The organism is Streptomyces sp. NPDC025651 (genome assembly GCF_055558735.1).
Map to the genome: position 1 here is coordinate 1 of NZ_JBVHLZ010000003.1, position 25,396 is coordinate 25,396.

Below are 25,396 nucleotides of genomic sequence, written 5' to 3' on the forward strand. Positions count from 1 at the left end.
CGGCACATCCTGATGCGCGTACGCCGCCAGATCCGTCTCACGCACCCGCTCCACCAGCTCACGGAAGGTGGGGTCACCGGACACATCCGTACGCAGCACCAACGTGTTCACGAAGAAGCCGACCAGATCGTCCAGCGCCTCATCCGTACGCCCGGCAACCGGCGTACCGATCGGGATGTCCACCCCCGCACCCATCCGCGAGAGCAACACCGCAAACGCCGCCTGCACCACCATGAACAGGCTGGCGTCGTTCTCCTGGGCGAAGGCGGCCAGGGCCTTGTGCGTCTCGGGGCGGATCTCGACCGGCACGCTCTCGCCCCGGTGGGAGGCCACCGCAGGGCGGGGCCGGTCCACGGGGAGGTCGAGGTGTTCCGGGAGGCCTTCCAATGCCGCTGCCCAGTAGGACAGTTGGCGGGAGATGTGGCTGTCCGGGTCACTCTCGTCGCCGAGGGTGCGGTGCTGCCACATGGTGTAGTCCGCGTACTGCACCGGCAAGGGCTTCCAGTCCGGCGACTCCCCCGCCACGCGCACTTCGTAGGCCGCGACCAGGTCCCGCGCCAGTGGCACCATCGACCAGCCGTCGCCCGCGATGTGGTGCAGCACCAGGAGCAGGACGTGTTCTGTCGCGCCGAGCGTGAACAGACGGCAGCGCAGAGGGAGCTCGCCGGCCAGGTCGAAGGCCTCCCCAGCGGTCCGGGCCAGCACGTCCGCCAGCTCGTCGGCGCTCGCGCAGGCGGTGCCCAGGAGGTCGGCGGGTATCTCGTCGGAGCCCAGGACCTTCTGGTGGGGTGTGCCGTCCGGCCCTTCCGGGAAGACGGTGCGCAGGCTCTCGTGCCGGGCGACGACGTCGCCGATGGCCGCCGTAAGCGCGCCCCGGTCCAGGGCTCCGGTGAGCCGCACGGCGAACGGCATGTTGTACGCGGACGACGCCGGGCCTTCGAGGCGGTTGAGGAACCACAGCCTGCGCTGCGCGAAGGAGAGCGGGAGCCGTTCGGGCCGCTCTATCGGCACCAGACCGACACGGGTGGCCTGTTCCGCCTCGTCGATACGCCGCGCCAGCCGGGCCACGGTGGGAGCCTCGAACAGCGCGCGCACCGGCAACTCCACGCCGAGCTCCGTACGGACCCGGCTCAACAGCCGGATCGACGTCAAGGACTGACCGCCGAGGTCGAAGAAGCTGACGTCGATGCCGGGCACGTCGACACCGAGGACCTCCGCGAACGCACGGCAGAGAGCCTCCTCGCGCGGCGTGCGCGCGGTGCGCCCGGCCGGTACGCGTACCGGGGCCGGCAGGGGCAGTGCCACGCGGTCCAGGGTGTGTTCCGCGGTGACGGGGAACGCGTCGAGCACGACGACGGCCGTCGGCGTCTGTGTCTCGGAGAGCCGCTCGGCCGCGTGGCGCCGGATCGCCTCCGGATCGGCTTCGGCTCCGGCCGCCGGCACGACGTAGACGGTCGTCGCGGTGGTTCCGTCCGCGTCCGCGCGGACGACGGCCGCTGCCTGGCCTACATGGGGGTGGGCGGCCACGACGGCTTCGGCAGCGCCCAGGTCCGCATGCAGGTCGGCCCTGTCAACGAACTCCGCTGCTGCGGCGACACGTTCGAGGGTGCCGTCCGCGCGCCACCGTGCGAGGTCACCGGTGCGGTACATCCGCTCGCCCGGTGCTCCATGCGGGTCGGCGACGAGACGCTCGGCGGTCGTCGCCGGAAGGCCTGCGTATCCGCGCGCCACCTGCGCGCCCGCCACGTACAGTTCACCGGCCACGCCGACGGGTGCCGGGCGCAGCGCGGTGTCCAGGACGTACGCCCGGGTGTGGGGCACGGGCCCGCCGATCGAGGGGGCGCCGGGCTCGGCCGCCGTCTCGCCGTCCCCGGCCGTGGCGTGCACGGCCGCTTCCGCCGGCCTGTACGCGGTGCACAGGGCCACACCGCTCAGCACGGCACGGAACCGTGCGGCGAGATGGGCCGGCAGGGGTTCCCCGTCGCAGACCACGGTGCGCAGCGAAGCGCACGCGTCGGCGCCCGGCTCGTCGAGGTGGGCGAGGAGGGCCGCGAGCACGGTGGGGGTGGTGCGCAGCGCCGTGATCCGCCGTGTGCTGATCTCCGCCGTGAGGGTGGCGGCGGCACGGCCCGCGTCGTGCGGGGTCGGTGCTTCGCCGGGGATGACGAGCGCCGCCCCGTCGCCCAGCGCCCAGTGGCACTCCCACGGCGTGACGGTGCCGTGCGGCAGGACGCGGTCGCCGGGGCCCTGCTGGTGGCGGGTCCGCATCCAGGAGAGCTGGTTCGCGAAAGCCGCGTACGTGGTGATCAGGCCCGTCGGGTGGCTCACGTGCGCGGGGTGGGACGGCCGCAGCGGCGCGGTGCGGTCCTCGTCGGTGAGGTCCGTGTCCGACCTCTCGGCCAGGGCCTCCTCGGTGTGGGGCTCCCCCAGGCCGACGTGGGGCAGGGGCCCGGCGACCGCGCCGAGCGCCGGGGCCGTGGTGAGCGTGCACACGGGACGCACCGCCGCCAGGGCATCGGCGTCCGCGTCGGCGTCCGGTCCCAGGAGCAGGCACGCCGCGCCGGCCTTCGCCACCGCGAGCACGGCCACGGGCCACTCGGTGGACCGGGCCCCGGTCACGGCGACGGTGCGCTCAGGACCGGCGCCGTGCTCGACGAGGAGCCGGGCGACCCGGTTGGCGCGGGCATTCAGTTCCGCGTACGAGAGAACGCCGTCCTCCGCGATCACCGCGGGCGCGTCCGGGGTGCGCCGCGCCTGCTCCTCGATCCGCTCCGCCGGTGCCACGGGCCGCTCTTGGCCGGCCGCGGTGTTCCACGTGCCGAGGATCAGCCGTCGCTCCTGGGCCGGCACCACGTCCAGCTCACCGACGGCGCGGTCCGGCTCGGCCAGGGCCGCGGCCAGGGTGTGCTCGAACCTGGCCAGGTGCCAGGTGAGTTCGTCGTCGGTGTAGAGGGTCTCGTTGCCGTCGAGGTGGATGACGAGCTGTTCGCCGCGCGCCGTCCCGTACACGTCGAAGGCCAGGTCGTCGAGCGGCCCGTTGCCGAGGTTGAGCACCTTGCCGGAGTGTTCGCCGAAGGTGAGGCCGTCCTCCAGGCCCATGATGTTGACCATCGGGCCGAAGGAGCCGGAGGCGTCGGGGGACGGGGCGAAGTGACGCTGAAGGTCTTCCTGGCGGTACCGCTGGTGGCGCAGCACCTCCCTGACGGCCCGGGTGGTGCGCTCGACGAGCTGTCCGAAGTCGTCGTCCGCGGTCACGGTGAGCCGAAGCGGGACGACGTTCGCCGTCATGCCGGGGGTGCGCCGGGCGGTGAGGGTGACGCGGGCGGTGACGGGGAAACCGAGCGTGACGCGGGCGGCGCCCGTCATCCGGTGCGCGTACAGCGCGACGGCGGCCGTGAGGACCACGGACCAGTGGGTGCGGGCGGCGCGGGCGGCGGCGACGAGGTCGTCGTTGAGTGCGGTGGCCAGGCGCGTGGTGGCGCGCAGCGACGAACCGCGCGAGGTGGCGGTGCGGCGCGAGAGGCTGAACCGCGCGGGACGGTCGGCGAGTTGGGCCTCCCAGTACGCCCGGTCCTCGGCGAGGTCCGGCGACGAGCGGTACTCCTCGTCCTCGGTGAGGAGGTCGCCGAGCGTCCCGAAGGCCGAGTCACCGCACGGGCGGCCCGCCGCGAGGGCGGTGTAGCTCTCCGCGACGCGGCGGGTGAACAGGTTGGCGCCGTGGCCGTCGATGACTGCGTGGTGGGCGCGCGTGTACCAGAGGTGACGGTCGTGCGAGAGGCGGAACAGGGCGACGTGGTACAGCCGTTCCGCGAGGAGGTCGACGGGGCGGGCGCGGTCCTCGCGCATCCAGCGCAGGGCGGTCTCGGCCGGGTCGGGCTCCGCCGACACGTCATGGAGCGTCAGGGCGTCGTGCGGGACGGGCAGGGGCGTCTGCCAGACGCCGTCGGCATCCTCGGTGAACCGGACGCGCAGGGCCTCGGCCTCGTTCAGGGCCGTGGTGACGGCGGTCCTGAAGAGGTCCGCGTCGACCGCACCACGGATGTCGATGCACTGCGCGAGGCTGAAGTCGAGGTCGGTGAGCCCTTGCTGGTGGGCGAACCAGACACCGTTCTGCGCAGCGGACAACGGTCGACGAACGGCTTGAGCGTCAGACACCTGCTACCTGCCCCATGAGTTGTGAACGACGGGAGGAAAAGGGGAAAAGGGAAGAACTGGAGGCGGGGAGGAAAGAGAATCGAGCCAGGGCGGGTGTCACGCCGTGAGTGACCCGCCGTGGCTCGACATGCCTTCCTCAGGCGTGCGCGTCCATCGCATCCCTGAGGGATTTGGGCCGCATATCGGTCCAGGTCTTCTCGATGAAGTCGACACAGGTCTGCCGGTCCGTCTCCTCAAGTACGGTCCGCCAGCCTTCGGGCACCTCGATGAAGCTGGGCCACAGCGAGTACTGCTCCTCGTCGTTCATGAGGACAAGGAACTTTCCCTCGGCGTTCTCAAAGGGGTTCGTCACACCACAACCTCGTTCTCGATAATGGGTCCTACGGCGCGGGGAAGGCGCCCCCGCACCTGGCTCGGCAGTGCTCACAAGCCCGTTGAACCCACCTCATCACGGGCTTTCATCACTTCCTTATCGCCCGGTGATTCACCGATCACCACTCGCCTTCGAGGGTCTTCTCGCCGCCTCCGGAAGCTATCCTTTGCCTTCCATCACACAAACTGCCCTGCGACCGAGGGGAGCATCAGTGAAACTGCAAGACCTTCTGGGAACATCAGATGGGTGCGCAGTACCCGATTCCTTTGCCCTGTACGAGATCGCGGTCGGCCACTCATCGGCCGCGTCCTCCGTCAAAGCGGCCATGACCGCCGGAGAATTCCGACTCGTGATACCCGCGGTCACCTTCGCGGTTTCCTGCGCCATGCGCACTTGTTGGGACGAACTCTGCACGAAATCCCATCAGACCGTCGTCGGTACGGCCGTGCAGAACCTGGTCGACCGCGGCGGCGCCGAACTGCTCGAACTGACCCCGCAGGACGCGGCGTCGGCGGGCAAGCTGTACGCCAGGGCCGTGGATCGGCACATCGAGGGCCCGGAGGTCCTCGCGGCATGCCACTCCTCCCACGTGGCGGGCGTGCGTGACGCTCCGCTGCTCTCCACCGGCCGCGCCTCGTACTGCTACTCGGCCACCCTGGGCGAGACCGAACGAGGTCAGATCCAGTTGATCTGACGCTCCGTCGGCTCCGGCCGCGCCGGTCCCAGCGCCTCGCGGCCGTAGACCCCCTCCACCCAGTTCGCCTGGTAGACGGTGTCGAGATAGCGCTCGCCCATGTCCGGCGAGATCGCCACACAAACGAGTCCGGTCCGCCGGGGCGTCGCGTCGAGCCACCGCCCGGCGCCGCTCACCACGGTTCCGGTGGACCCGCCGAAGAGGAATCCGCCCCCGGCCAGGCGATGGCACATCCGCACCGTCTCCCGCTCCGGCACGTGAATCACCTCGTCGATGAACTCCTCGTCCAGCAGGGGCGGTCGGAGGCCGGAGCCGAGCCCCGGAATCATGCGCGGCCCCGGCGGATGCCCGAACGCCACGGAACCCACGCTGTCCACGGCCACGATCCGTACGTCCGGGCGGTGTTCCCGGTACCAGCGTGCGCACCCCATGAGCGTGCCCGTGGTGCCCGCCCCGACGAACAGCACGTCGAGGTCCGGGAAGGCCCGGTCGACGGCCGGCGCCGTGTGCCGGTAGTGAGCCCGCCAGTTCGCCGTGTTCGCATACTGGTTGAGCCACACGTACCGGTCGTCCGCCGCGCACAGGCCGCGCACGTGATTGATGCGCGCGGCGAGGAAGCCACCGTCCTCGTCGGGCTCGGTGATGGTGTGCACCGTGGCGCCGAGTACCGACATGAGGCGCTTGGCCGCCAGGTTGCAGCGGGAGTCCGTGACGCAGACGAAGCGGTAGCCCTTGGCGGCCGCGATGACGCTCAGCGCGATGCCGAGGTTTCCCGACGAGGACTCCACCAGGACGGAGTCCGGGGCGATCAGGCCGTCCCGTTCGGCGGCCTCCACCATCTCCACCGCGGCCTTCTGCTTGACGGATCCGGTGAAGTTGAAGCCCTCGCACTTGAGGAACAGAGGCATGCCGAGCACGGCACCGAGATCGACGTACAAGTCGTCCTGGTTGAACTCCTGGGGCGCCGAGATGACCGGCACGTGGGCCTCCCCGCCTCAGCCGTAGCGTCGCATCTCGTGGAAGAAGCCGTCGACGACGTGCAGCTCGTCCGCCGTCTTGACGGTGTCGTAGACGTGCCTGCCGAGCACCAGGTCGAGCACCCCGAGGCCGAACGGCGAGAACACGACCGGCCGTTCGGTGCCCGGACGCACCTTGCCGGTCAGTACGTCGTGGAGCGTGCCGTCGACGAACTCCCGGTGGCCCACCTGCTGTTCGGCCAGGTGCGCAGAGGTGTCGGCCTTGAGGCAGTGGTCGATGTCATCGACGATGTTGGTGGCCGCGAGCACCACCTCCGGAGCCAGATCGCGCAGCGACAGGTGGAGCACCAACGGGTTGTGCGCGAACCAGGCGGGCTCCGTGACGTGCGGCGTCCCGGCCACCGTCGCGAAGACCACCAGGTCCGAGGAGCGGATCAGCGCCTCCGCGTCGTCGTGCACCGTGATCGGTCCGGGCTCGCCGGCGCGGCGCAGGTAGTCCTCGAACCCCGCGGCGTGCTCCTGGGAGATGTCGTGCACGCCGATCTCCTCGAACGTCCAGCCGGTGCCCGCCAGATACGCGTGGACGTAACGGGCGATCAGGCCCACGCCGAAGAACCCGATCCTGGTCGGCCGGCCGCCGCGGGCCGCCGCGATCCGGTCCGCGGCGAGCGCCGCGGACGCCGCGGTGCGCGCGGCGCTGATGATGGAGCTCTCCAGGCACGCCAGCGGATAGCCGGTGTCGTGGTCGTTGAGGATGAGCACCGCGGACGCCCTGGGAATGCCCCGCTCGACGTTCGACGGGAAGCTGGAGATCCACTTCAGGCCGTCGGTGGGGGCGTCGCCGCCGACCGAGGCGGGCAGGGCGATGATGCGGGACGACGGCCGGTCCGGGAACCGCAGGAAGTACGAGGGCGGGTTGACGGTCTGTCCTTCGCCGTGCCACCGGTAGGCGGCCTCGATGAGGTCGACCACCTCCCGGTGCCGGCCGTCGAGGACGTGCTGCACCTGGGCCCCGGAGATCACGGAGAACGAAGGTGCCGCGTACTGCTCGGGCATGGAAAGGCTCCCTGAGGGTTCCTGGAGTGTCAGTCGGTCGTCTCGGGCCACACGTGTCCGGGCAGCCGTGTCGGGTCGCCGAAGAGCGCGATGACGTCGCGCTCCCCTTCGTACGCCTCGCGACTGTGCGCCATGCGGAGGTTGTCCACGACGAGCACGTCGCCTGCCTGCCACGGCTCGCTCGAAGTGGCGGCCGCGTAGGTGTCGTTGAGGGTCTGGACCACGGACTCCGGGATGGCCCTGCCGTCGCCGTAGCGGGTGGTGAAGGGCAGTGCGTCCGGGCCGTAGAGGGAGATCAGGTAGTCCCTGACCGCCGGGTCCATCGTCAGTTCGTTGAGGAACGCGATCTGGTTGAACCAGAGGCGCTCTCCGGACTCGGGGTGCCGGACGACGGCCTGCCTGCGCTGCACGGTGCGCAGTGAACCGTCCGGCAGCCACCGGTGATCGACGGCGTGCTCCCTGCAGTACGCCGAGACCTCGTCGGCGTCGCGGGTGCCGAACGCCTCCGCCCAGCCCATGCCGACGTCTCCGTAGTGCCGGGCGAGCAGCCAGCCGTCCCGTTCGAAGGGCGCGACGAGTTCCGCGGGCAGGGCTTCGAGGACCGTCCGCGCGTCGGCCACGCCGGTGGCGCCGCCGTGCCGGGGCGCGCGCAGACAGGCGAAGAGGGCGATACGGGGGAACTCGGCGGCGTAACTCAGCTCGTGGTGCATGCACATCGGCTCGTCGACCGGCCACAGCGACGCGGAGTACACACCGTCTCCCCGGTCGTCGCGGGGAGCGAAACGCTCGCTTTCGCGCATCGGCGTCACGTCGAGCGCGCGTGCCACGGCGGCCAGGTCGGCGGCGCCGGTGAGACCGAGGCCTCGGACGAGGACCGCGCCGTGCCGGGTGAGTGCTTCCCGTACGTCCTTCGCGGGCACGTCCTGGCCGGCCGGCACGAGCAGCGGCGTGCGGCCCTGGCCGACGACGAGGCGGGAGCCGTCGGGGAGCGTGTCGGGGGTCGAAGTGGTGTCTGTCATGGGATCAGTCGACCGTCCTCGTGCTGTCGGGCGCCGTCGGCGCGTCGTCGCGTGCCGCGGCCCCGGTGCCACGGCTGTCCAGGAGCGCCGCGAGGTCCGCGAGCCGCGGGGTCTCCTGCAGTTCGCGCGGGGAGACCGCGCGGTCCAGCGCGATGGCCAGGCGGACCAGGGTGAGTGACGTGCCGCCGAGGCCGAAGAAGTCCGCGTCGCGTCCGATCCGCTCGGCCGGCACCTTGAGGACCTCGGCCCACAGCGCCGCGAGCCGTCGCTCGGCCCGTGTGCCCGGCGGCTCGCCGACGCAGTTCCCCGCGCTCGACTGACCGTGCCCCGTGCCCCGTTCGGCGGCGATCCGGGTGAGCGCCTTGCGGTCGGTCTTGCCGTTGCCGGTGAGCGGCAGCTCGGGCAAGCGGTGGAAGTGGCGCGGCACCATGTAGGTGGGCAGCGTTTCCCCGAGCGCCCCCGAGAGCGTGTCCGCGGTCAGCTCCGCCGAGCCGGTCCAGAAGGCCGCGAGTTGCTTGGCGCCGTCGGCGCCGACCACGACGACGGCGCTGTCGCGCACGCCGGACACCTTCAGCAACCGGTTCTCGATCTCACCGATCTCGATGCGGAAGCCCCGGATCTTCACCTGCGCGTCGCGGCGCCCGAGGAACTCCAGGCTGCCGCCGGGCAGTCGGCGCCCGATGTCGCCCGAGCGGTACAGGCGCGCTCCGGGGACGTGCGGGTCGGGGAGGAAGGCGGCCCGGGTCCGCTCCTCGTCGTTGACGTACCCACGGCCCACGCACACGCCGGAGAACACGATCTCCCCCGGTGAACCGAGCGGGACGGGCCGCAGTGACTCGTCGACCACGTACACGCGTACGTTGGCGACGGGCCGGCCCAGGGGCACCGACGCGGCGTCCGGGACGCTCCGCATCACCTCGTGGTTCGTGTCGTCCGAGGTCTCGGTGAGCCCGTACGCGTTGACCAGCGCCACATCGGGGAAGGCCGCGAACCAGCGCTCGGTCAGCTCCTTCTTGAGCGCCTCGCCGGTCGCCGAGACACAGCGCAGCCACGGCAGCGGACGCGGTGTGCGGTCCAGTTCGGTGAGCATCGTCTCCAGGTAGGACGGCACGACCTGCAGAACCTCGACGCGCTCCGTCGCGAGGGTGTCGACGAGGCGCCCGACGTCCTCGACGGCCGCCTGGTCGACGATGACCGTGCGCCCGCCGGCCACGAGCGCGGCCACGAGTTGCCACAGGGAGATGTCGAAGCACTGGGGCGCGGTCTGCGCCACCGCGCCGCCCGCCGCGATGCCGAGGTCGTCGATCTTGGCGAGGACGTGGTTGAGGAAGCCCGCGTGCTCGCACACGGCGCCTTTGGGCGTGCCGGTCGAGCCCGAGGTGAAGTAGATGTACGCGCTCTGGCCCGCGGCCACCGGTACCCGCGGGGCGGTGTCCGGGCCCGCGGCCGGGTCGGCGAGGCGGTCGAGGTCGTCCACGCGCACCCCGGGCAGCCGGGCCAGCGCCTCGTCGAGGCCGCGGGAGACGCCCCGCCGGGTGAGCACGTGGCGGCACTCGCTGCGCTCCAGCATGCCCGCGACGCGGTCGGCGGGGAACTGCGGCTCCACCGGGAGATAGACACCGCCCGCCTTGAAGACGGCGAGCACGGCCGAGAGCCACTCCAGGTCGCGCTCGGCGACCACGGCGACCACGTCCTCGGCGCGCAGCCCGGCGCCGATCAGGGCGTGAGCCACGCGGTTGGCGCGCTGGTCGAGTTGCCGGTAGGTCCACGACGTGCCGTTGTGGACCGCCGCGACGTCGTCGGGACGCAGCCTCACCTGCTCCTCGATGAGCTCGTGGACGCGCCGGTCGGGCAGCTCCCGTTCCGGGCCGGCCAAGTCCCTTATCTGGTGGGTCACTTCGTCGTCGGTGAGGGGGCTCCACGCGTGGTGCTCCTCGTCCGGCCCGTCGCTCAGCGCGTCCAGGGCGGCCAGAAGGTACCCGGCGAAGCGGCCCGCCTGGTCGGGGCCCACGGCCTCGGGGCGGTGGTGGAGCACGAGCGTCGACGCATCGCCGTCCCGGGCCAGGCCGACGGCGAGCACGGTGTCCGCCGCGAGGTCCCCCGCCCGGGGAGCCCTGCCGGTGACGAAGAGGGCGTCGTGGAGGGCGCCGGCCCCCTGCTCCTCGGGAAGGGCCGCCAAGTGGCGTACGACGTCGGCCTGGTTCCGGACCGTTTCGTCGAGGAGCTGGGCCCAGGTGCCGTGGCCGACCGGCATCCGGCAGGGCACGGGGCCCTGCGCGCCGAAGGCCGGGGGAAGCAGGCAGCCGAAGGTCACCACCGGGTCAGCGGTGACCTGGGCCAGGACCTTGACGTAGGCGGTGAGGAGGGCCGTGTCCAGGGACACCCCTGACCGCTCGCACAGGCCCCTCAGCGCCTGTGCCGTGCGCTCGGGCACCGCTGCCTGCCATCCGGCCGTCGCGCCGGACGAGTCGTGCCGTACGGCGTGGCCGACCGCGCCGACGGGCTCGGCCGTGCACTCCGGCCAGCGGGGCAGCGGTGTGAAACCGCCGCCCGTGAGCACGCGCTGCCAGAACGCCGATGGCGCAGTCTCCACACCAGAACCTTTCCTGCACACAGCCACTTCCACGGAACGGCCGCCGTCCCTGCGCAGCGGCCGCACTTCCCCATGACGCACAGGACGCTAGGCGCCGCACTTATCAGCGGGATATCGATGGGCAACCGTTCGGCACTGAGGTGACGCGAGCCGCCCGCCCCGCCCGCGCATTCCGTGTGCTCCGGCCTCCGGCACGGCTAGATGCTCGCCAGCTGTGTCCACAGGAGACGGCTGAGAGCCGCCTGCCGCGTCTGGTCGGACTCCTCGGCCAGCGCCCGCTCGTGGGCGAAGAGCCGCGCCAGTTCGGGGAAGCTGTACCGCAGGTCTCCCCCGGAGTCCGCGCCGACCGCGGTCAGCAGATGGACGTCGAAGAGCTGCTCCATCGCGTCCTCCGCCTCCACGGGGTCCACGGCGAGCAGGGCGGCCCCGACGCGGGCGGTGAACTCGGGCGCGTCCAGCAGGCCCAGCATGCGGCACATCCGGGCCGCCGCCTCGGGCAGGCTGCGATAGCCGCGCCAGAAACCCGCCCGCACCTCCACTCCTCCCGCGCTGAGTTCGTCGAGGCGCCGGCGGTCATCGGCCAGGCGGAACACGAGCCGCCGCACCGACCAGTGGGGTTTGGCCACGAGGCGGCCCGCCGCGGCGCGCAGCGCGAGCGGCAGCCGACCGCACAGCCGCCCCAACTCGTGTACGGCCAGCGGGTCCTCGCGGACCCGCCGCTCTCCGATGATCCCCGCCACGAGCTCCGCGGCCTGCGCGGCCGGCAGCGGGTCGAGGTCCACCCGGACCGCCCCGCGGCCCACGGCCATCGGGTCCTGACGTCCGCTGGTGGTCGCGACGACCCGCGAGCGGCCGCAGCCGGGCAGGAAGGGCTGGATGTGCGCCAGGGCGTGGACGTTGTCCAGGACGACGAGGGCGCGTCGCTCCGCGAGCAGGCTGCGGTACAGCGACACGCACTCGTCGAGGCGGTCCGGGACCAGCTCCGCCGCGATGCCGAGGACCCGCAGGAAGCGGCTCAGCAGCGCGTGCACGGTGGCGGATCCCTGCGTCCAGTCGTACTGGGAGAGGTCGGCGTAGAGGTTTCCGTCCGGAAAGTGCCGCGCGGCACGGTGCGCCCAGTGCACGGCGAGGCTCGTCTTGCCGACGCCTGCGGTGCCGGCGACGATCGCCATGCACGGCGCGGTGCCGCCGGCGGGCCGCCCGTCGACCGGCTCGGGCAACAGGGTGTCCAGCGCGGCGAGCTCGGCTTCACGGCCCAGGAAGTCCGCTACGCCGGGGGGCAGTTCCGCCGGCGCGAGGAGCCGGCCGGGCCTGGGCGGCTCCTCGCCCCGCAGGGAGAGTTCGGGAGCGTCCTGGAGTATGGCGCGGTGCAGCTGGTGGATCGAGGCGCTCGGCTCCATGCCTATCTCGTCCACGAACCGCTTGCGCCAGGTCCGGAAGCCCTCCGCTGCCTCCGCCCGCCGCCCGCACCGGTACTGAGCGAGCATCAGGTTGTGCCGCAGCTTCTCGTGCAGAGGCTGGTCGTCCGCCATCGCCGACAGCTCGGGCAGCACCTCCTGGTGCCGGCCGAGGGCGAGTTCCGCGTCGAACAGCGCCTCGTAGGCGGCGAGCCGCTCTGCCTCAAGACGCGTCGCCTCGTCCTCCACCACCTGCCCGGCGACGCCGGACAGCGCGGGACCGGTCCACAGGTCCAGGGCCTTGCGGTACAGCCCGACGGCTTCGTCCTCGTGCCCCAGCCTGGCGGCCTCGGCGGCCTCCGCGGTGAGGGCGGCGAAGTCACGGGCGTCGAAGGAACACACCTGCGTCAGGAGGCGGTATCCAGGGTGGGTGGTCTGGATGACCGGGTCCTCGATGCGTGCCGCGCGGAACGCCTTGCGCAAGGCCCCGACGCAGATGGCCACTTGGGTGCGTGCCGTGTTGGGCGGCCGGTTCCCCCACACCGCGTCCACGAGGCTGTCCACGGAGACGACTCGGCCCCATGCCAGCACGAGCATGGCGAGGATGGTGCGTTGCCGCGGTCCCGCTATCACGACAGGGTGCCCATTGACCGTCGCCGACAGGGCGCCCAGAGCTCTTATCGCGATTCTTTCGTGCGTGGCTTCGTGCATGGTCTCATGCTCGGAATCATAGAAAGCCATGCAAATCATCCCCCAAATCCACCCTGTTACCCCCGTCGCAAGTGGAACTACCGGATCACTATAGGCATGCCGTTCACGCGGGAGAGCGGGGGGATTCGCTGGTGCGCGGACGGTTCGACATCCCGGTCACCAGCGCACGCGCAGCGCCGCGAGGCCCCGGGTCGCCGCGGCCGGCTTCCAGCGCAGCTCGTCGACGTCATCGGCGAGCGCAAGGTGCGGGAAGCGATCCAGGGTCAGGCGGATGACCGTGGCAAGTTGCAGCCGGGCCAGGGAGGCGCCCAGACAGCGGTGGACGCCGTGACCGAAGGTCAGATGGGGGTTTCCTGCCTGCTTTCCGGAATCCCGCTCAGCGCGATTGGCACCCATGAGGAATACCAGGACCGGTTGCCCCGGAGAAATGGTGACATCCGCCAGCCGCACGGGTTCGGTGACCGCGCGGCTGAAGCTGACGGGCGCCGATGGATTGGCGCGCAGGACTTCCTCGACCTCGGCGGGGACGAGGCCGGGGTCGGCGCGCAGGGCTGCGGCGCGAGACGGGTCGTGCAGCAGGCTCAAGAAGGCGAGGGTGATCTGATCGGCGGTGGAGTCGTATCCGGCCATGAGCAACGCCAGGGACAGCGTGACAAGCTCACGGTTCGTCAGCTTTCCCTCTTCGTCGGCAGCTTGGATCAGCGCGCTGATGACGTCTTCGCCCGGCTCGCGGCGCTTGCGGTTGATGAGCCTCGTCATGTATTCGGCGATACGGAACGCTTTGGTCCGACTGGCCGCGCTCTCTCCGTCGAGATCGAAGAGGACCGGCACCCATTCCCGAAAGCTCTCGCGGTCGACGTCGGGGATGCCGAGCATGTGGCAGAGCACGCTGAGCGGCAACGGCGCGGCAAGCCCGGAGACCAGGTCGGCCGGCTGTTCCTCCGCGGCGAGCGCGTCCAGGAGCTCGGTCGCGCGCGCCTCGACGAACGGGCGCAGAGCGCTGATGCGGCGCTCCGTGAAGGCGCCGGCGACGATCCTGCGCAGCCGGGCGTGCGCTCTGCCGTCCAGGCTGACGATGGAGTCGGGCGACGGGTCGATACTCGCCAGGTTCGGCACGTCCGGCGCGACGGCGGCCGCACGGCTGAACCGCGGGTCCGAGAGGACCTGGCGGGCGAGGCGGTAGTCGGACACCGCCCAGACCCCCACGCCGTTCGGCATGTGCACCCACCGAACGGGAGACGTGTCGTCGGGGTCACAGGGAATGGGCAGAGGGCCGACCGGCAGCTCCTCGATCATGTCTCCGGAATTCCGCATCATTTGAATCTCCCCGTCGCAGCTCACCACCCGCCACGATGGACCTGGCATCTATCGCTTCGTTTTCATTCATATATCAATGAGTGAAACCTGAACGAGCCGAAAGCCGGTATGCGCCTGTTGAACGGTCCCGTCGACCGATAAGCCCTCATACCCCGGTACGCCGCCGCTTGCCACGGCGGAGATCCGTGGCCTAGGGTCACGACGTTTCCACGTGCGTGAAATCTCAGGCAACTTCCGCATGAATTACCGCGGATTGGCCACACGCCGCCCCTTTTCACTCCCCGGAGTTCCGCCGAGTATCCCAACCGGAACTCCTGCGCACCGGAAAACGATGACGCGCGCGCCCTGCCCTGCCATTCTCGGAAGGAACTCCCGATGTCCAGCCTTCATGACGAGATCGTCCAGCGGCTTTCGGATGCACTGGGCATCAAGAAGTCGCTCATCACCCCGGAGGTGACCTTCGTCGAGCTCAAGATCGACTCGTTGGCGCTCGTCGAGTTCTCGGTGATCCTCGATGAGGAGTACGGCGTTCCGCCCCTGCAGCTGACGCCGGACAGCACCATCGGAGATGCCGTGGCCCTCGTGGACGCCGCGCTCGGCGCGCCCACCGAGGCCTCCTCGTGACCGCCTTCCCTCCGGTGGCGGTGACCGGACTCGGCCTGGTCTCCCCCCTCGGCATCGGCGCCGAGGCCAACTGGGACGGACTGCTCGCCGGTGTCTCAACTGCCGCCACCGACCCCCTTCTTGAGGGCCTGCCCGTCGACTTCTGCTGTGCCGTACCGGGCTTCGACGGGGACGAACTGCTCGGCCGGGCGCTCTCCTGGCGCCTGGAGCCCTACGCGAAGATGGCCCTCGTCGCGGCCCGGCAGGCGGTAGCCGACGCCGGCCTCGACCCGGAGTCCTGGAACGGGGCACGGGTAGCGGTCGTCCTCGGCGTGGGCGGCACCAGCACCCAGCACTGGGACAGGCAGTCCAAGCACTTCGCCGCGGAGAACCACTCACGTGTGTCGCCGCTGTTCATCGCGCGCTGCCTGACCGGCATCACGGCCGGTGAGATCAGCACGGACCTGCGCGCGCTCGGCCCCAGCCTGAGCGTGAGCACGGCCTGCGCGTCCGGCGCCACGGCCATCGGCCTCGGCAGGGACCTGCTGCGGGCAGGCAGCTGCGACGTGGCGATCGTGGGTGGCGCCGAGTCGGGCCGTGCACGGATCGCGAGCATCGGCTTCAGCCGTATGAGCGCGCTGTCGACGCGCGGTGCGGCACCGGCCGAGGCGTCCCGGCCCTTCGACGCGGACCGGGACGGGTTCGTGCTCGGCGAGGGCGCGGGCATCCTCGTCCTGGAAAGGGCGGATGACGCACGGGCCCGCTCCGCTCGGGTCCGCGGCCACGTCGCCGGGTACGGGGCCTCCGCCGACGCCCACCACTACACGACGCCCGACCCCGAGGGCCGCGGCACGGAACTCGCCACCCGAGCCGCCCTCGCCGACGCGGGCCTCGCGGCCTCCGACATCGGGCACATCAATGCCCACGGCACCGCGACGCCCCTCGGTGACGTCGCGGAGGCAGGCATGCTCGCCCGCGTGTTCCCGCACGCACCGCCGGTGACCGCCACCAAGAGTCTGACGGGGCACACCCTGGGCGCGGCCGGTGCCCTCGAGGCGGCCTTCACGCTCCTGGCGCTGGAGAACCAACAGGTGCCGCCGACCGCCAACCTGGACCGCGTGGACGATGCGGCCGCCGGGCTCGATCTGGTCACCGGCAAGCCCCGGGACGTGTTCGCGGCCGGGGCGCTCAGCACGTCCTTCGGCTTCGGCGGCCAGAACGCCGCCCTCGTCCTCACTTCTGCCTGAACCGGCCGCCCCCCCCCACACGGCGCCGACCACACGGCCGGCACCCCGAGCCGCGCTCTTCCCGATGTCGCACAGGAGGTTCCCTTTCATGGCAAGCACCGCGGCGAGCACCGCCGTCACCTCGCTCGCCGGTCTCAAGTCCGCCTACCAAAGGGATGGTTGGTGCGAGCCGCCATACCGTTTCGACGACGAGGCCGTCGCGCTGATCCGGGAACGTGTGCACTCCATCAGCCGTGAGCGCAGGCCCGAGGTCGTACACGAGAAGGACAGCGGCGTCGTCCGCGCCATTCACGGCTGCCACGACTTCGACGAGGTGTGCGCGGCCCTCGTCCGCCTGCCCCAGCTGGTGGAGCTCGCCGAGGAGCTCGCCGGCGGCCCCGTGTACGTATACCAGTTCAAGGTCAACTTGAAGCAGGCGCACGAAGGAGCGGCCTGGCCGTGGCACCAGGACTTCGCGTTCTGGCACGAGGAGGACGGCATGCCGAGCCCCGACGCCGTCAACATCGCCGTCTCACTGGACGATGTCCACGAGGGCAACGGGCCGCTCATGGCCATACCCGGCTCGCACCGCCTCGGACTGCTCGACCTTCCCGAACGGGCCGCGGACGGACCGGAGTCGGACTGGCACACGCATGTGTCGGCCGACCTCGCGTACACCGTGAACGGCGACCGGGCCCAGGCCATGGCGGACGAGAGCGGACGGAAGGTCTTCCTGGGGCCGCGGGGCTCCATCCAGGTCTTCCACCCGAGCATCGTCCACTCCTCGTCCAACAACGTGTCGCCGGACAGCCGTGCGCTGCTGCTCATCACGTACAACGCCGTCGCCAACTCCCCCACACGCCCCACCCGCCCGGCCTTCCTGGTCTCCCGGGACACCAAACCGGTGGAACGCAGGGCCGACGAGCGCCTCGGCCTCGTGTCGTACTGAAGCAGCGCCGAACCGAAGCAGCGCCGAGGAGAATTGCGAGACACCCGCATGCCGACCGCACCGACCGAACCGGCCGAGCAGCCGCACATCAACCTGGTGGACCCCGAGCTGTACGCGAAGGGCGACCCGTTCGTCCAGTGGCAGTGGCTCAGGGACCATCAGCCGGTGTACTGGCACGAGCCGACCGACCTCCCCGGCTTCTGGGCCCTGACCCGGTACGACGACGTCCGTACGGCGTACCGGGACGCGGCCACCTTCAGCTCGGCCCAGGGGATCCTCCTGCGTCCCGACAGCCACGGTGCCGACCCCGGTGGCGGGCGCACCCTCGCGCTGACCGACCCGCCTCGCCACCGTCAGCTGCGCGGACTCGTCGACGAATGGTTCTCGGTCAGGTCGGTGCGGGCCATCGAGCGCGACATCCAGGACGTCGCGCACCGCGTGGTGGGCGAGGCCCTCGAACGGGGCGCCTGCGACTTCGTCACGGACATCGCGGCGCGCGTCCCGCTCTACGTGATCTGCAAGATGATGGGCATCCCCGACTCCGACTGGGAGCGGCTCTTCACGCTGACCAGCGACGCGTTCGGCGCCGGCGACCCGTTGACGCAGCGCCTCGCGCATCTGGACATCCTCGGCTACTTCGACGCGCTCCAGGCGGACAAGGCGAAGAACCCCTCCGACGACCTGGTGAGCGTCCTGGCGACCGCCGAGATCGACGGCGAGCGTCTCACCCCGGACGACGTGATCCTCAACTGCGACAACCTGCTCGTCGGCGGCACCGAGAACACCCGCATCGCCGCCTCCGGCGGCATGCTGGCGTTCCTGCGCCACCCCGACCAGTGGCAGGCCCTCAGGGACGACCCGGCCCTGCTGCCCACCGCGGTCGAGGAGGTTCTGCGCTGGACGTCGACCGCGACGCACATCATGCGCACCGCGACGCGGCCGGTGGAGATCCACGGTCGGCAGATCGCCGCCGGTGACCGCGTCACCTTCTGGCTGCCCTCGGCCAACCGCGACGAGTCGGTGTTCCCCGACCCCGGCCGCTTCGACGTCCGCCGCGCCCCCAACCGCCACCTGGCGCTGGGTTTCGGGGAGCACTTCTGTGTCGGCAGCATGCTCGCCCGCGTCGAACTACGGCACCTCTACAACGAGTTGATCGCTCAGTCGATCCACGTCGAGCGCGACGGCGAGCCGACCCTGCTGAGCTCGATCGTCGTCAACGGCCCCGAGCGGCTGCCCGTGCTGCTGACCGCGGCCTGAGGCGGGCACCCCGGTGGGGCACTACCGGGGTGCCCGCCGCCACACCGTCATGTCCGTGGTCAGGAAGGCGATGTCCGGCATCGCGGTCGACTTCACCTGGAGCGAGAGCAGGGCGATGTCTCCGTTGCGGTGCTTGACGCAGATCTCGCTGCCCGCCGCGGCCGCGGCCAGTGGGAGGCGGTGCGACTTCGCGCCGGTCAGCTCGAAGCGGCACGTGTCGAGGCCCGCACCCGGTTTGGAGTACCGCAGGTGGAGCACGCTGGTGTCGCTCTCCAGCGCGCAGCCCGCGTCATGCGCGCAGGTGAAACGGATGTCCCCCTTGCGGTCCTTGCGCTGGGCCGGCTCCCTGAGGCTGAGCGAGTTCTTCGCGTCCAGCCACTGCCCGGGGTAGGGCTCGCCCTGCGTGGAGTCGAGGGCGTCCGCGGGAGAGCCGGACTTTCCCGAGCCTTTCCCCACCCCTTCCTCGGAGTCGGATTCGGAGCCGGAGCCGGACCCGGACCCGCCTGCGGACGCCTCGTCCGACTTCTTGCCGCCGGACTTCGGCTTCGACGCCGAGTCGGGGCCCGACGGCTCGCCGGACTCGGTCCGGTGGGTCTCCGATCCCCTCGACGCCTCGTCCCGGTTCCGGTCGCCGATGAGACCCGTCGCGTCCGCGACCGTCCACGCCAGCGCCGTGAGCACCAGCACGCCGGCCGTCGCACCCGCCGCGACGGCCAGCCTCGCTCTGCGTCTTCGCGACGGCGACCCGTCCGGTGCCGTCGGATACAGCCCTGCGGGGTGCGGGCCCGCCGGGTACTGCCCCACCGGATACCGCCCCGCTGGGTACATCCCTGCCGGGTACTGCCCCGTCGGGGACTGACCGGTCGGGTACTGCCCCGTCGGCAGGAACTGCGTGGGCGCCGGCATCGGGTACGCCGGGGTGGGCTCGGGGACCGGGGGCGGGACCGTCACCTCCGGGCCCATCGCCTCCCGCCAGACGGCCGGCCCGGCTCCCGCGTCCGCCGCGGTGCCCAGCCGCTGACGGCACCACTCGACGATCTCCGCCGGAGTGGCCCGCTCCGCCGGGTCGGCCGCCATGCACCGCGCGATGAGGGGGCGCAACTGCTCGGGCAGCACGGACAGGTCGGGTTCGGAGTGGACGATCCGGTACAGCACGCTGACCGCGGGGCCGTCCCCGTACAACGACTCGCCGAGCGCCGCGAACGCCGCGGTCTGGCCCAGCGCGAAGACGTCGGTCGCCTCCGTGACCGAACCCCCGGTCGCCTGCTCGGGAGCCATGAACTGGGGCGTGCCGACGGCGGCCCCCGTGGCGGTGTACGAACTGACGCCGGAGGCCAGCGAGATGCCGAAGTCGATGACGCGCGGCCCGTCGGAGGCGAGCAGGACGTTCGACGGCTTCAGGTCCCGGTGGACGACCCCTGCGCCGTGGATGGCCTGCAGCGCCTCGGCGATCCCCGCCACCAGCCAGAGCACCGCGGGCACCGGCAGGGGGCCGCGCAGCCCGACGGCCTCGGCCAGGGAGGGCCCGGGTACGTACAGCGTGGCCAGCCAGGGCGGCGTGCCGTCCGCGTCGCCGTCGATCAGCTCCGCGGTGTACGCGCCCCTGACCCGCCGCGCGGCCTCCATCTCCCGGCGGAAACGGCGCCGGAAGGCGGGGTCGTCGGCCAGCTCGGGACGGACGACCTTGATCGCCACCGCCCTGCCGCCCTGCGTGTGCGACAGGTAGACCCGGCCCATGCCGCCCGCGCCGAGCCGGGCGGCCAGACGGTAGCCGGCCACCACGGACGGGTCGTCCGCCTGCAGCGGCTGGAACACCGCACTCGTCTCACTCATCGACCGTTCCCCCCTGCTCCCCTGAACCCCTGAATCCCCTGATCCCCTGGTCAACCGGTGGGTCGACCACGGCAGCAGCCTATGTCGTGGCTTCCGGGTCGATCACAGCGGGTGAACTTTTTGGTATGGATCCTGGTGATTTTCACTGACATCCTCGGCAGCCCAACGCCCTCGCCCTGTCCTGACCCCTGCGCGAACAACCCCTGCCTCCCGACGGTAGGTTGAGGATCAACGACAGGCGAAGAAGCCCTGTCGACGGGGGAGGCGGGGATGCAGGGTACGGTCCTGGACGGCCGGTACACGCTCGTGGAGCGCATCGGCGCGGGCGGTATGGGCGAGGTGTGGCGGGCCGAGGACGCACGGCTGCGGCGGCGCGTCGCCGTCAAGGTCCTGAGCACCCCGCGCGGGACGACGCAGGCCGAGGCGGAACGCTTCCTCGCCATGTTCGTGCGCGAGGCGCGGGCCGCGGCGGCCCTCGACAGCTCGTACATCGTGCCCGTCTTCGACCACGGGTCGGCGGACGGAGTCCCGTATCTGGTGATGCCGCTGCTGTCCGGGCGCACCGTGAGGGAGTTGGCCCTGGAGGCGGGACCCCTCGCGCCCGAGCGGGTCGCCGTGATCTCCGCGCAGGTCTGCCGGGCCCTGGCCACCGCGCACCGGGCGGGCATCGTCCACCGGGACATCAAGCCGGCGAACGTGATGGTGACGGACGAGGGCACGGTCAAGGTGCTCGACTTCGGCATCGCCAAGTTCCTCGACGCCACCGCCACGGCCGGATATCTCACGGGCACGGCCGACGCGCCGGTGGGCACCCTGCACTACATGGCGCCGGAGCGCTTCACGCGGGGCGCGCACGACGGCCGCTGCGACGTGTACTCGCTGGGCTGCATGGTGCACGAACTCCTCACCGGAACACCGCCGTTCGACGCGGACTCGGCCGCCGCGCTCATGCACGGCCATGTGTACGAGACCCCGGCCCTGCCGTCGGCCCGCCGCCCGAGCCTCGCCCCCGCGTGGGACGACCTGGTCGGGCGGATGCTGGCCAAGCAGTCCGGCGACCGGCCGGACGCGAAGGAGGCGGGGGACGCCCTGGAGGCCCTGGGCGCGCGGACCCCGAACACACCCGCCCCGCCGCCGCCCACGCCCGCCTCCCCCACCTCCTACCACCTCGCGTCGCCGCTTCCCCCGATGCCGCAGGCCCCGCCGACGGCCGAGACGGCGGCCCCCGCACCGTCGGCCCCCGCCGCACCGTCCACCCCCGTACCCGTGACTCCTGCACCACCGGCCCCCGCTCCGTCGATGCCCCCGGCCACCGGCCCGTCCTCGTACGACCAAGTCCCCTCCCCCGTCGCCTTCGTGAGCCCCTCAGCCTCAACCGGCAGGTCGCGCGCCAAGGTCTGGGGCACGAGTGCGGTCGTGGCGGTGGCCGCGGGTGCCCTGGTGACGGCCTTCACGGTCTTCAACCCGTTCGGGGACGGCTCGGACGGCGGCAGCGACTCCCAGGGGCAGGGGAACGGCAGTTCCCGCGGTGGCGGCGACGTGCTGGACGACGGGGTCACCCAGGCCACGACGCAGAACCTCACCATCGGCTCCGCCGCCGACTCCAAGGGCCCGGCGCCCGCCGTCAAGGGCGCCCGCAAGGGCGGTCGGGTCACCGTCCTCGAACCGCAGGAGTTCGCCTCCCTCGACCCGGGCCTGATGTGGCCGGCCAGCGCCGACCACCAGCTCGCCCGCCTCGTGCACCGCGGACTCACCACGTTCAAGACCGAACCCGGCGGCGCGGTGAAGGTCGTCGGCGACCTCGCCGAGGACGCGGGGCGGACGACGAACGGCCGTGACTGGACGTTCAGGCTCAAGAGCGGACTCAAGTACAACGACGGAACGCCGGTGCGCTCCAAGGACTTCCGGTACGCCATCGAGCGCACCTTCAAGCCGGACCTGGCGGCCGGTGACCGGACCCTGCGCACGTTCCTGTACGGCATCGAGGGCGCCGACGCCGCGTCCCCGAAGAAGAGCGCGATCGAGACCCCCGACGACCGCACGATCGTCTTCCATCTCGCCGGCGTCCACCGCGACTTCAACGTCGTCCTCGCGGGACCGACGGGAGCTCCGCTCCCGGAGGGGACCACGGGCGGCTCCGGCCGTTCCGAGGTGGTGCCGTCCACGGGTCCGTACCAGATCAGCGACGGCACCGACGTCAGGAACCTCACCCTCACCCGTAACCCCAACTGGCACAGGGAGACGGACCCGGTGCGCAGCGCCTACCCCGACGGCTACCGCGTCCGGACGGGCGTGCAGCTCCAGGAGATCCGGCACCGCATCGGCTCGGCGCCCGCGGGCGAGGCGTTCATGACCTTCACCGGCACCGACGATCCCGCCGGCATCCAGGGCGGTCCCGCGGGCAGCGCGAAGTCCGTCGAGTTCCCCACCTGGTACGCGCAGTCGTACGTCATCAACACGGCCCGGGTGAAGGACCTCGACGTACGCAAGGCCATCGCGACCGCCCTGCCCGGCGACCAGATCCTCAAGGCGAGCGGCGGTAAAGGCCGTCTGACCTCTCACCTGATGCCGCCGGGGGTGCCCGGATCCGCCGACTTCGACCTCTACCACGCGGGCGGCGACGGCGACCCCGGCACGGCTCGGCTGTTCCTCCGGGAAGCGGACAAGGTCGGTTACCGCCTCACCCTCGCCCACCCGGAGACCGCCATGGACAAGCAGCGCGCGGAGGTCGTGCGGGAGGGCCTGGAGAAGGCCGGGTTCAAGGTGACGGTCAAGCAGGTCCCGGCCGGCACCTTCTGGAGGGACGCGGCGCGCGGCAGGTACGACATGTTCCGCATGGCCGTCGGCGGCGGCATGCCCACGGCTTCCAACTACCTTCCCGACTACTTCGACGGGCGCAACTCCTCCGAGGCGTCGAGCAATTACAGCCGGCTCGACGACGAGAAGGTGAACCGGGCGATCGACGCGGCGAACGCCGCGGCGGACCTCGAGACGGCGGGCAAGCTGTGGTCCGAGGTGAACCGCCTGGTGATGGAGCAGGCGGCGGCCGTACCGGTGTACGTGCCGGAGCGCACCTACCTGTACTCACCGGCGCTGCGCGGGCTCCAGGTCGATCTGACCGGGATCTCGCCGATCAACGCGTACGTACGCCGATGAGCCTGCGCCAGGTGCGCGGACGGGCGGACACACACCGGCGGGTGTGTGTCCGCCCGTCGTCGGATGGACGCCGGGTGTCAGGTGTGCGGCGTCACCAGTTGTAGACGATGTCCCCGTGGCTGTTGACCATCTTGAACGTTCCGTCCCCCTGGTCGATCACGCACCCGAAGCCGCCGTCCCCCGTCGCTCCGCAGAAGGTGTCGGCGCTCGCCGGGGCCGCCATGGCGAGCCCGCCGCCCACGAGGGCGCCGACGGCGGCGAGTGCCGCGGCGAACCTCCTGACCCGGCTGCGACCCGAGGTGGTGGTGTTCCGCTTCATGGGTGACTCCCTGCTGCCGATGGGGTGTTGGTCGCGGGAGGTTCGTAGCGGTCGCCCGGCCGGATTGGCGGCGCCCCGGTGTGGTCAGCTCGCGGCGGGTGCGGTCGTCCACGCGGCGCGCAGGGCCTTCTTGTCGACCTTGCCGACCTTCGTCGTCGGCAGCTGGTCGAGGAGGATTGTCCTGCGGGGCGTGTACAGCTCCCCCAGCTCGGCGGTGACCGCGGCGCCGACGGCGTCCGGGTCGACGTCGGCGTCCTCGGCCGTGGCCAGGAAGATCTGGACGGCCTCCCCGTACTGCTCGTCCGGCACGCCGAGCGCCGCCGCGTTGCGCACGCCCGGCAGCGTGAGCAGGAAGTCCTCAAGGACCCGGGAGTAGACGTTGTCGCTGGTGCTGCCGGTGACGATGATGTCCTTGGCCCGGTCGACGAGGTAGAGGTAGCCCTCGGCGTCGAGGTAGCCCATGTCCCCGGTGCGCAGCCAGCCGTCCCGCAGCGCCTCCGCGGTGCGCTCCGGGTCCTCGTAGTAGCCGAGCATGACCGCCTCGCCCCGGACACACACCTCGCCGACCTGCCGGACCGGCAGCGCCTGCGTGCTGTCCTCGGCGCGTATCTCGATCTCGGTGTCGGCTATCGAGCGGCCGCAGCTGCGCCAGAGCTCGGGCCGCTCGGCCCCCTTCGAGGCGAGCTCCTCCGCGTCGAACGCGGCGATGCCGAGCGCCTCCGACTGCCCGTAGCCCTGGCTGAGCACAGGCCCGAAGACCTCGACCGTCTGCCGCAGGCGGCTGGGCGACGAGGCCGCGCCGCCGACGACGATGCGGCGCAGCTCGGGCAGGGCGCCCGGCACGCACTCGGGGTGGTCGAGAAGCGCGTACAGCATCGGCGGGACGAACATGGTGGCGGTGATCCGCTCCTCGCGCAGCACCTCGAGCGCCGCGCCCGCCTCGAACTCGGGCAGCACGACGAGGGCGGACCCCGTCACCAGCGCCTGGAGCGAGGTGAGGTGGCCGCTGCCGTGGGTGAGCAGCGTGGAGACGAGCACCCGGTCCGTGCCCGGGTCCATGGTCGGGAAGAAGCCCGTGAAGTCGGGGTCCTGCGGGGCGTCGTCCACCAGGTCCACCAGCACGTTGTAGAGCCGGTGGGTGTGTGCGGCGAGCTTGGGGCGGCCCAGGGTGCCGCCGGTGTAGAGGACGGTGACGGCTTCGTCCGCCGCCGGGGCGGGCACTCCCTCGGGGCGCTCCGACGGGCACTCGTCGGCCAGGGCGAGCAGGTCCGCGCACTGTTCCTCGCAGGGTCCGAGGCCGAGCAGCACGGGGGCGTGGACGCTGCGCCCCGCCGCGTCGGCGGCGCGCCGCGCGAAGAGCGGGTCGGTGACCACGGCGCGCGCCTTGGACTGCTCGACCAGCGCGGCGAGTTCGCCGGGGCCCGGCTCGGGCGGCAGGAACACGACGCGGCAGCCGATGAGGTGGACCGCGAGCTGGACCAGGACGGAGTCCACGCGGTTGGCGAGGAACAGGCCTACTCCGTCGCCGGGTTCGAGTCCCTGGCCGCGCAGCGCGTGCCCCAGTCGGAACAGTCGCCGCCGAGCCTCTCCCCGGGTCAGTCGCTGTGTGCCCTGGACGAGCGCCTCGGTGTCCTCGTCCGTGCTCCACTGCTCCAGGACGCGGTCCACGTACGTCCGCGGCTCGGTTGTTCGCTGTTCGGTAATGATCATGGACACATGCAAACATGCCACCGAGGAGCCGTGTACTTGTAGGGGCCAACA

Annotated in this window: 17 protein-coding genes; 6 read left to right on the forward strand and 11 right to left on the reverse strand. The window is 71.6% G+C overall.

All coding sequences use genetic code 11. The annotated features are described in order from the left end of the window. Positions 1-4,125 (reverse strand): condensation domain-containing protein (locus ACZ4D5_RS12325; RefSeq protein WP_467772282.1); only part of this gene is annotated, 4,125 nt, incomplete at its 3' end. Between the two features lie 166 nt (positions 4,126-4,291). Then, positions 4,292-4,507 (reverse strand): MbtH family protein, encoded by a 216-nt coding sequence (locus ACZ4D5_RS12330; protein WP_467772283.1) that lies wholly within the window; start codon positions 4,505-4,507, stop codon positions 4,292-4,294. A 346-nt stretch (positions 4,508-4,853) separates the two neighbouring features. Here ACZ4D5_RS12330 and ACZ4D5_RS12335 point away from each other — a divergent pair, with 346 nt between their 5' ends. Further along, positions 4,854-5,222: a hypothetical protein gene (locus ACZ4D5_RS12335; RefSeq protein ID WP_467772284.1), complete on the forward strand. Its 369-nt coding sequence runs from the start codon at positions 4,854-4,856 to the stop codon at positions 5,220-5,222. On the opposite strand, the gene sbnA is transcribed toward ACZ4D5_RS12335, so the two are convergent. The 6 genes from sbnA to ACZ4D5_RS12365 all read right to left on the reverse strand — a co-directional run bounded on the left by sbnA (position 5,204) and on the right by ACZ4D5_RS12365 (position 14,271). After that, positions 5,204-6,202: a 2,3-diaminopropionate biosynthesis protein SbnA gene (gene sbnA / locus ACZ4D5_RS12340; RefSeq protein ID WP_467772285.1), complete on the reverse strand. Its 999-nt coding sequence runs from the start codon at positions 6,200-6,202 to the stop codon at positions 5,204-5,206. The two genes, ACZ4D5_RS12335 and sbnA, sit on opposite strands and share 19 nt — an antisense overlap. A gap of 15 nt (positions 6,203-6,217) precedes the next feature. Continuing rightward, complete coding sequence (gene sbnB / locus ACZ4D5_RS12345; protein ID WP_467772286.1) at positions 6,218-7,255, reverse strand: 2,3-diaminopropionate biosynthesis protein SbnB; 1,038 nt, start codon at positions 7,253-7,255, stop codon at positions 6,218-6,220. A gap of 29 nt (positions 7,256-7,284) precedes the next feature. Further along, complete coding sequence (locus tag ACZ4D5_RS12350; protein WP_467772287.1) at positions 7,285-8,274, reverse strand: TauD/TfdA family dioxygenase; 990 nt, start codon at positions 8,272-8,274, stop codon at positions 7,285-7,287. Between the two features lie 4 nt (positions 8,275-8,278). Continuing rightward, positions 8,279-10,528, reverse strand: coding sequence for a non-ribosomal peptide synthetase (locus ACZ4D5_RS12355; RefSeq protein WP_467773009.1), 2,250 nt, complete (start codon positions 10,526-10,528; stop codon positions 8,279-8,281). A gap of 536 nt (positions 10,529-11,064) precedes the next feature. After that, positions 11,065-13,014: an AfsR/SARP family transcriptional regulator gene (locus ACZ4D5_RS12360; protein WP_467772288.1), complete on the reverse strand. Its 1,950-nt coding sequence runs from the start codon at positions 13,012-13,014 to the stop codon at positions 11,065-11,067. Positions 13,015-13,131: 117 nt separating this feature from the next. After that, entirely contained in the window at positions 13,132-14,271 is a 1,140-nt protein-coding gene (locus tag ACZ4D5_RS12365; RefSeq protein WP_467772289.1) for a cytochrome P450, read from the reverse strand. Between the two features lie 396 nt (positions 14,272-14,667). Between ACZ4D5_RS12365 and ACZ4D5_RS12370 the strand changes: the two genes are divergently transcribed. The 4 genes from ACZ4D5_RS12370 to ACZ4D5_RS12385 all read left to right on the forward strand — a co-directional run bounded on the left by ACZ4D5_RS12370 (position 14,668) and on the right by ACZ4D5_RS12385 (position 18,327). Next, positions 14,668-14,916 carry an acyl carrier protein gene (locus ACZ4D5_RS12370; RefSeq protein ID WP_467772290.1) on the forward strand — a complete coding sequence of 83 codons (249 nt, stop codon included), beginning with the start codon at positions 14,668-14,670 and terminating at the stop codon, positions 14,914-14,916. Then, on the forward strand, positions 14,913-16,142 hold the full coding sequence (locus ACZ4D5_RS12375) for a beta-ketoacyl-[acyl-carrier-protein] synthase family protein (RefSeq protein WP_467772291.1): 1,230 nt from the start codon (positions 14,913-14,915) through the stop codon (positions 16,140-16,142). Before ACZ4D5_RS12370 ends, ACZ4D5_RS12375 begins: the two co-directional genes overlap by 4 nt. Before the next feature lie 88 nt (positions 16,143-16,230). Then, the gene (locus tag ACZ4D5_RS12380) at positions 16,231-17,070 is read left to right on the forward strand and encodes a phytanoyl-CoA dioxygenase family protein (RefSeq protein WP_467772292.1); all 840 of its coding nucleotides are present in this window, start codon (positions 16,231-16,233) and stop codon (positions 17,068-17,070) included. Between the two features lie 48 nt (positions 17,071-17,118). After that, positions 17,119-18,327: a cytochrome P450 gene (locus ACZ4D5_RS12385; RefSeq protein WP_467772293.1), complete on the forward strand. Its 1,209-nt coding sequence runs from the start codon at positions 17,119-17,121 to the stop codon at positions 18,325-18,327. 21 nt (positions 18,328-18,348) lie between these two features. Here ACZ4D5_RS12385 and ACZ4D5_RS12390 read toward each other — a convergent pair whose 3' ends face one another. Next, positions 18,349-20,160: a serine/threonine-protein kinase gene (locus ACZ4D5_RS12390; RefSeq protein WP_467772294.1), complete on the reverse strand. Its 1,812-nt coding sequence runs from the start codon at positions 20,158-20,160 to the stop codon at positions 18,349-18,351. A gap of 270 nt (positions 20,161-20,430) precedes the next feature. Between ACZ4D5_RS12390 and ACZ4D5_RS12395 the strand changes: the two genes are divergently transcribed. After that, positions 20,431-23,316: an ABC transporter substrate-binding protein gene (locus tag ACZ4D5_RS12395; RefSeq protein ID WP_467772295.1), complete on the forward strand. Its 2,886-nt coding sequence runs from the start codon at positions 20,431-20,433 to the stop codon at positions 23,314-23,316. A 91-nt stretch (positions 23,317-23,407) separates the two neighbouring features. Here the strand turns inward: ACZ4D5_RS12395 and ACZ4D5_RS12400 are convergent, their stop codons facing one another. Beyond that, positions 23,408-23,635: a hypothetical protein gene (locus tag ACZ4D5_RS12400; RefSeq protein ID WP_467772296.1), complete on the reverse strand. Its 228-nt coding sequence runs from the start codon at positions 23,633-23,635 to the stop codon at positions 23,408-23,410. 84 nt (positions 23,636-23,719) lie between these two features. Beyond that, the gene (locus tag ACZ4D5_RS12405) at positions 23,720-25,345 is read right to left on the reverse strand and encodes a class I adenylate-forming enzyme family protein (protein ID WP_467772297.1); all 1,626 of its coding nucleotides are present in this window, start codon (positions 25,343-25,345) and stop codon (positions 23,720-23,722) included. Positions 25,346-25,396 lie beyond the last annotated feature (51 nt).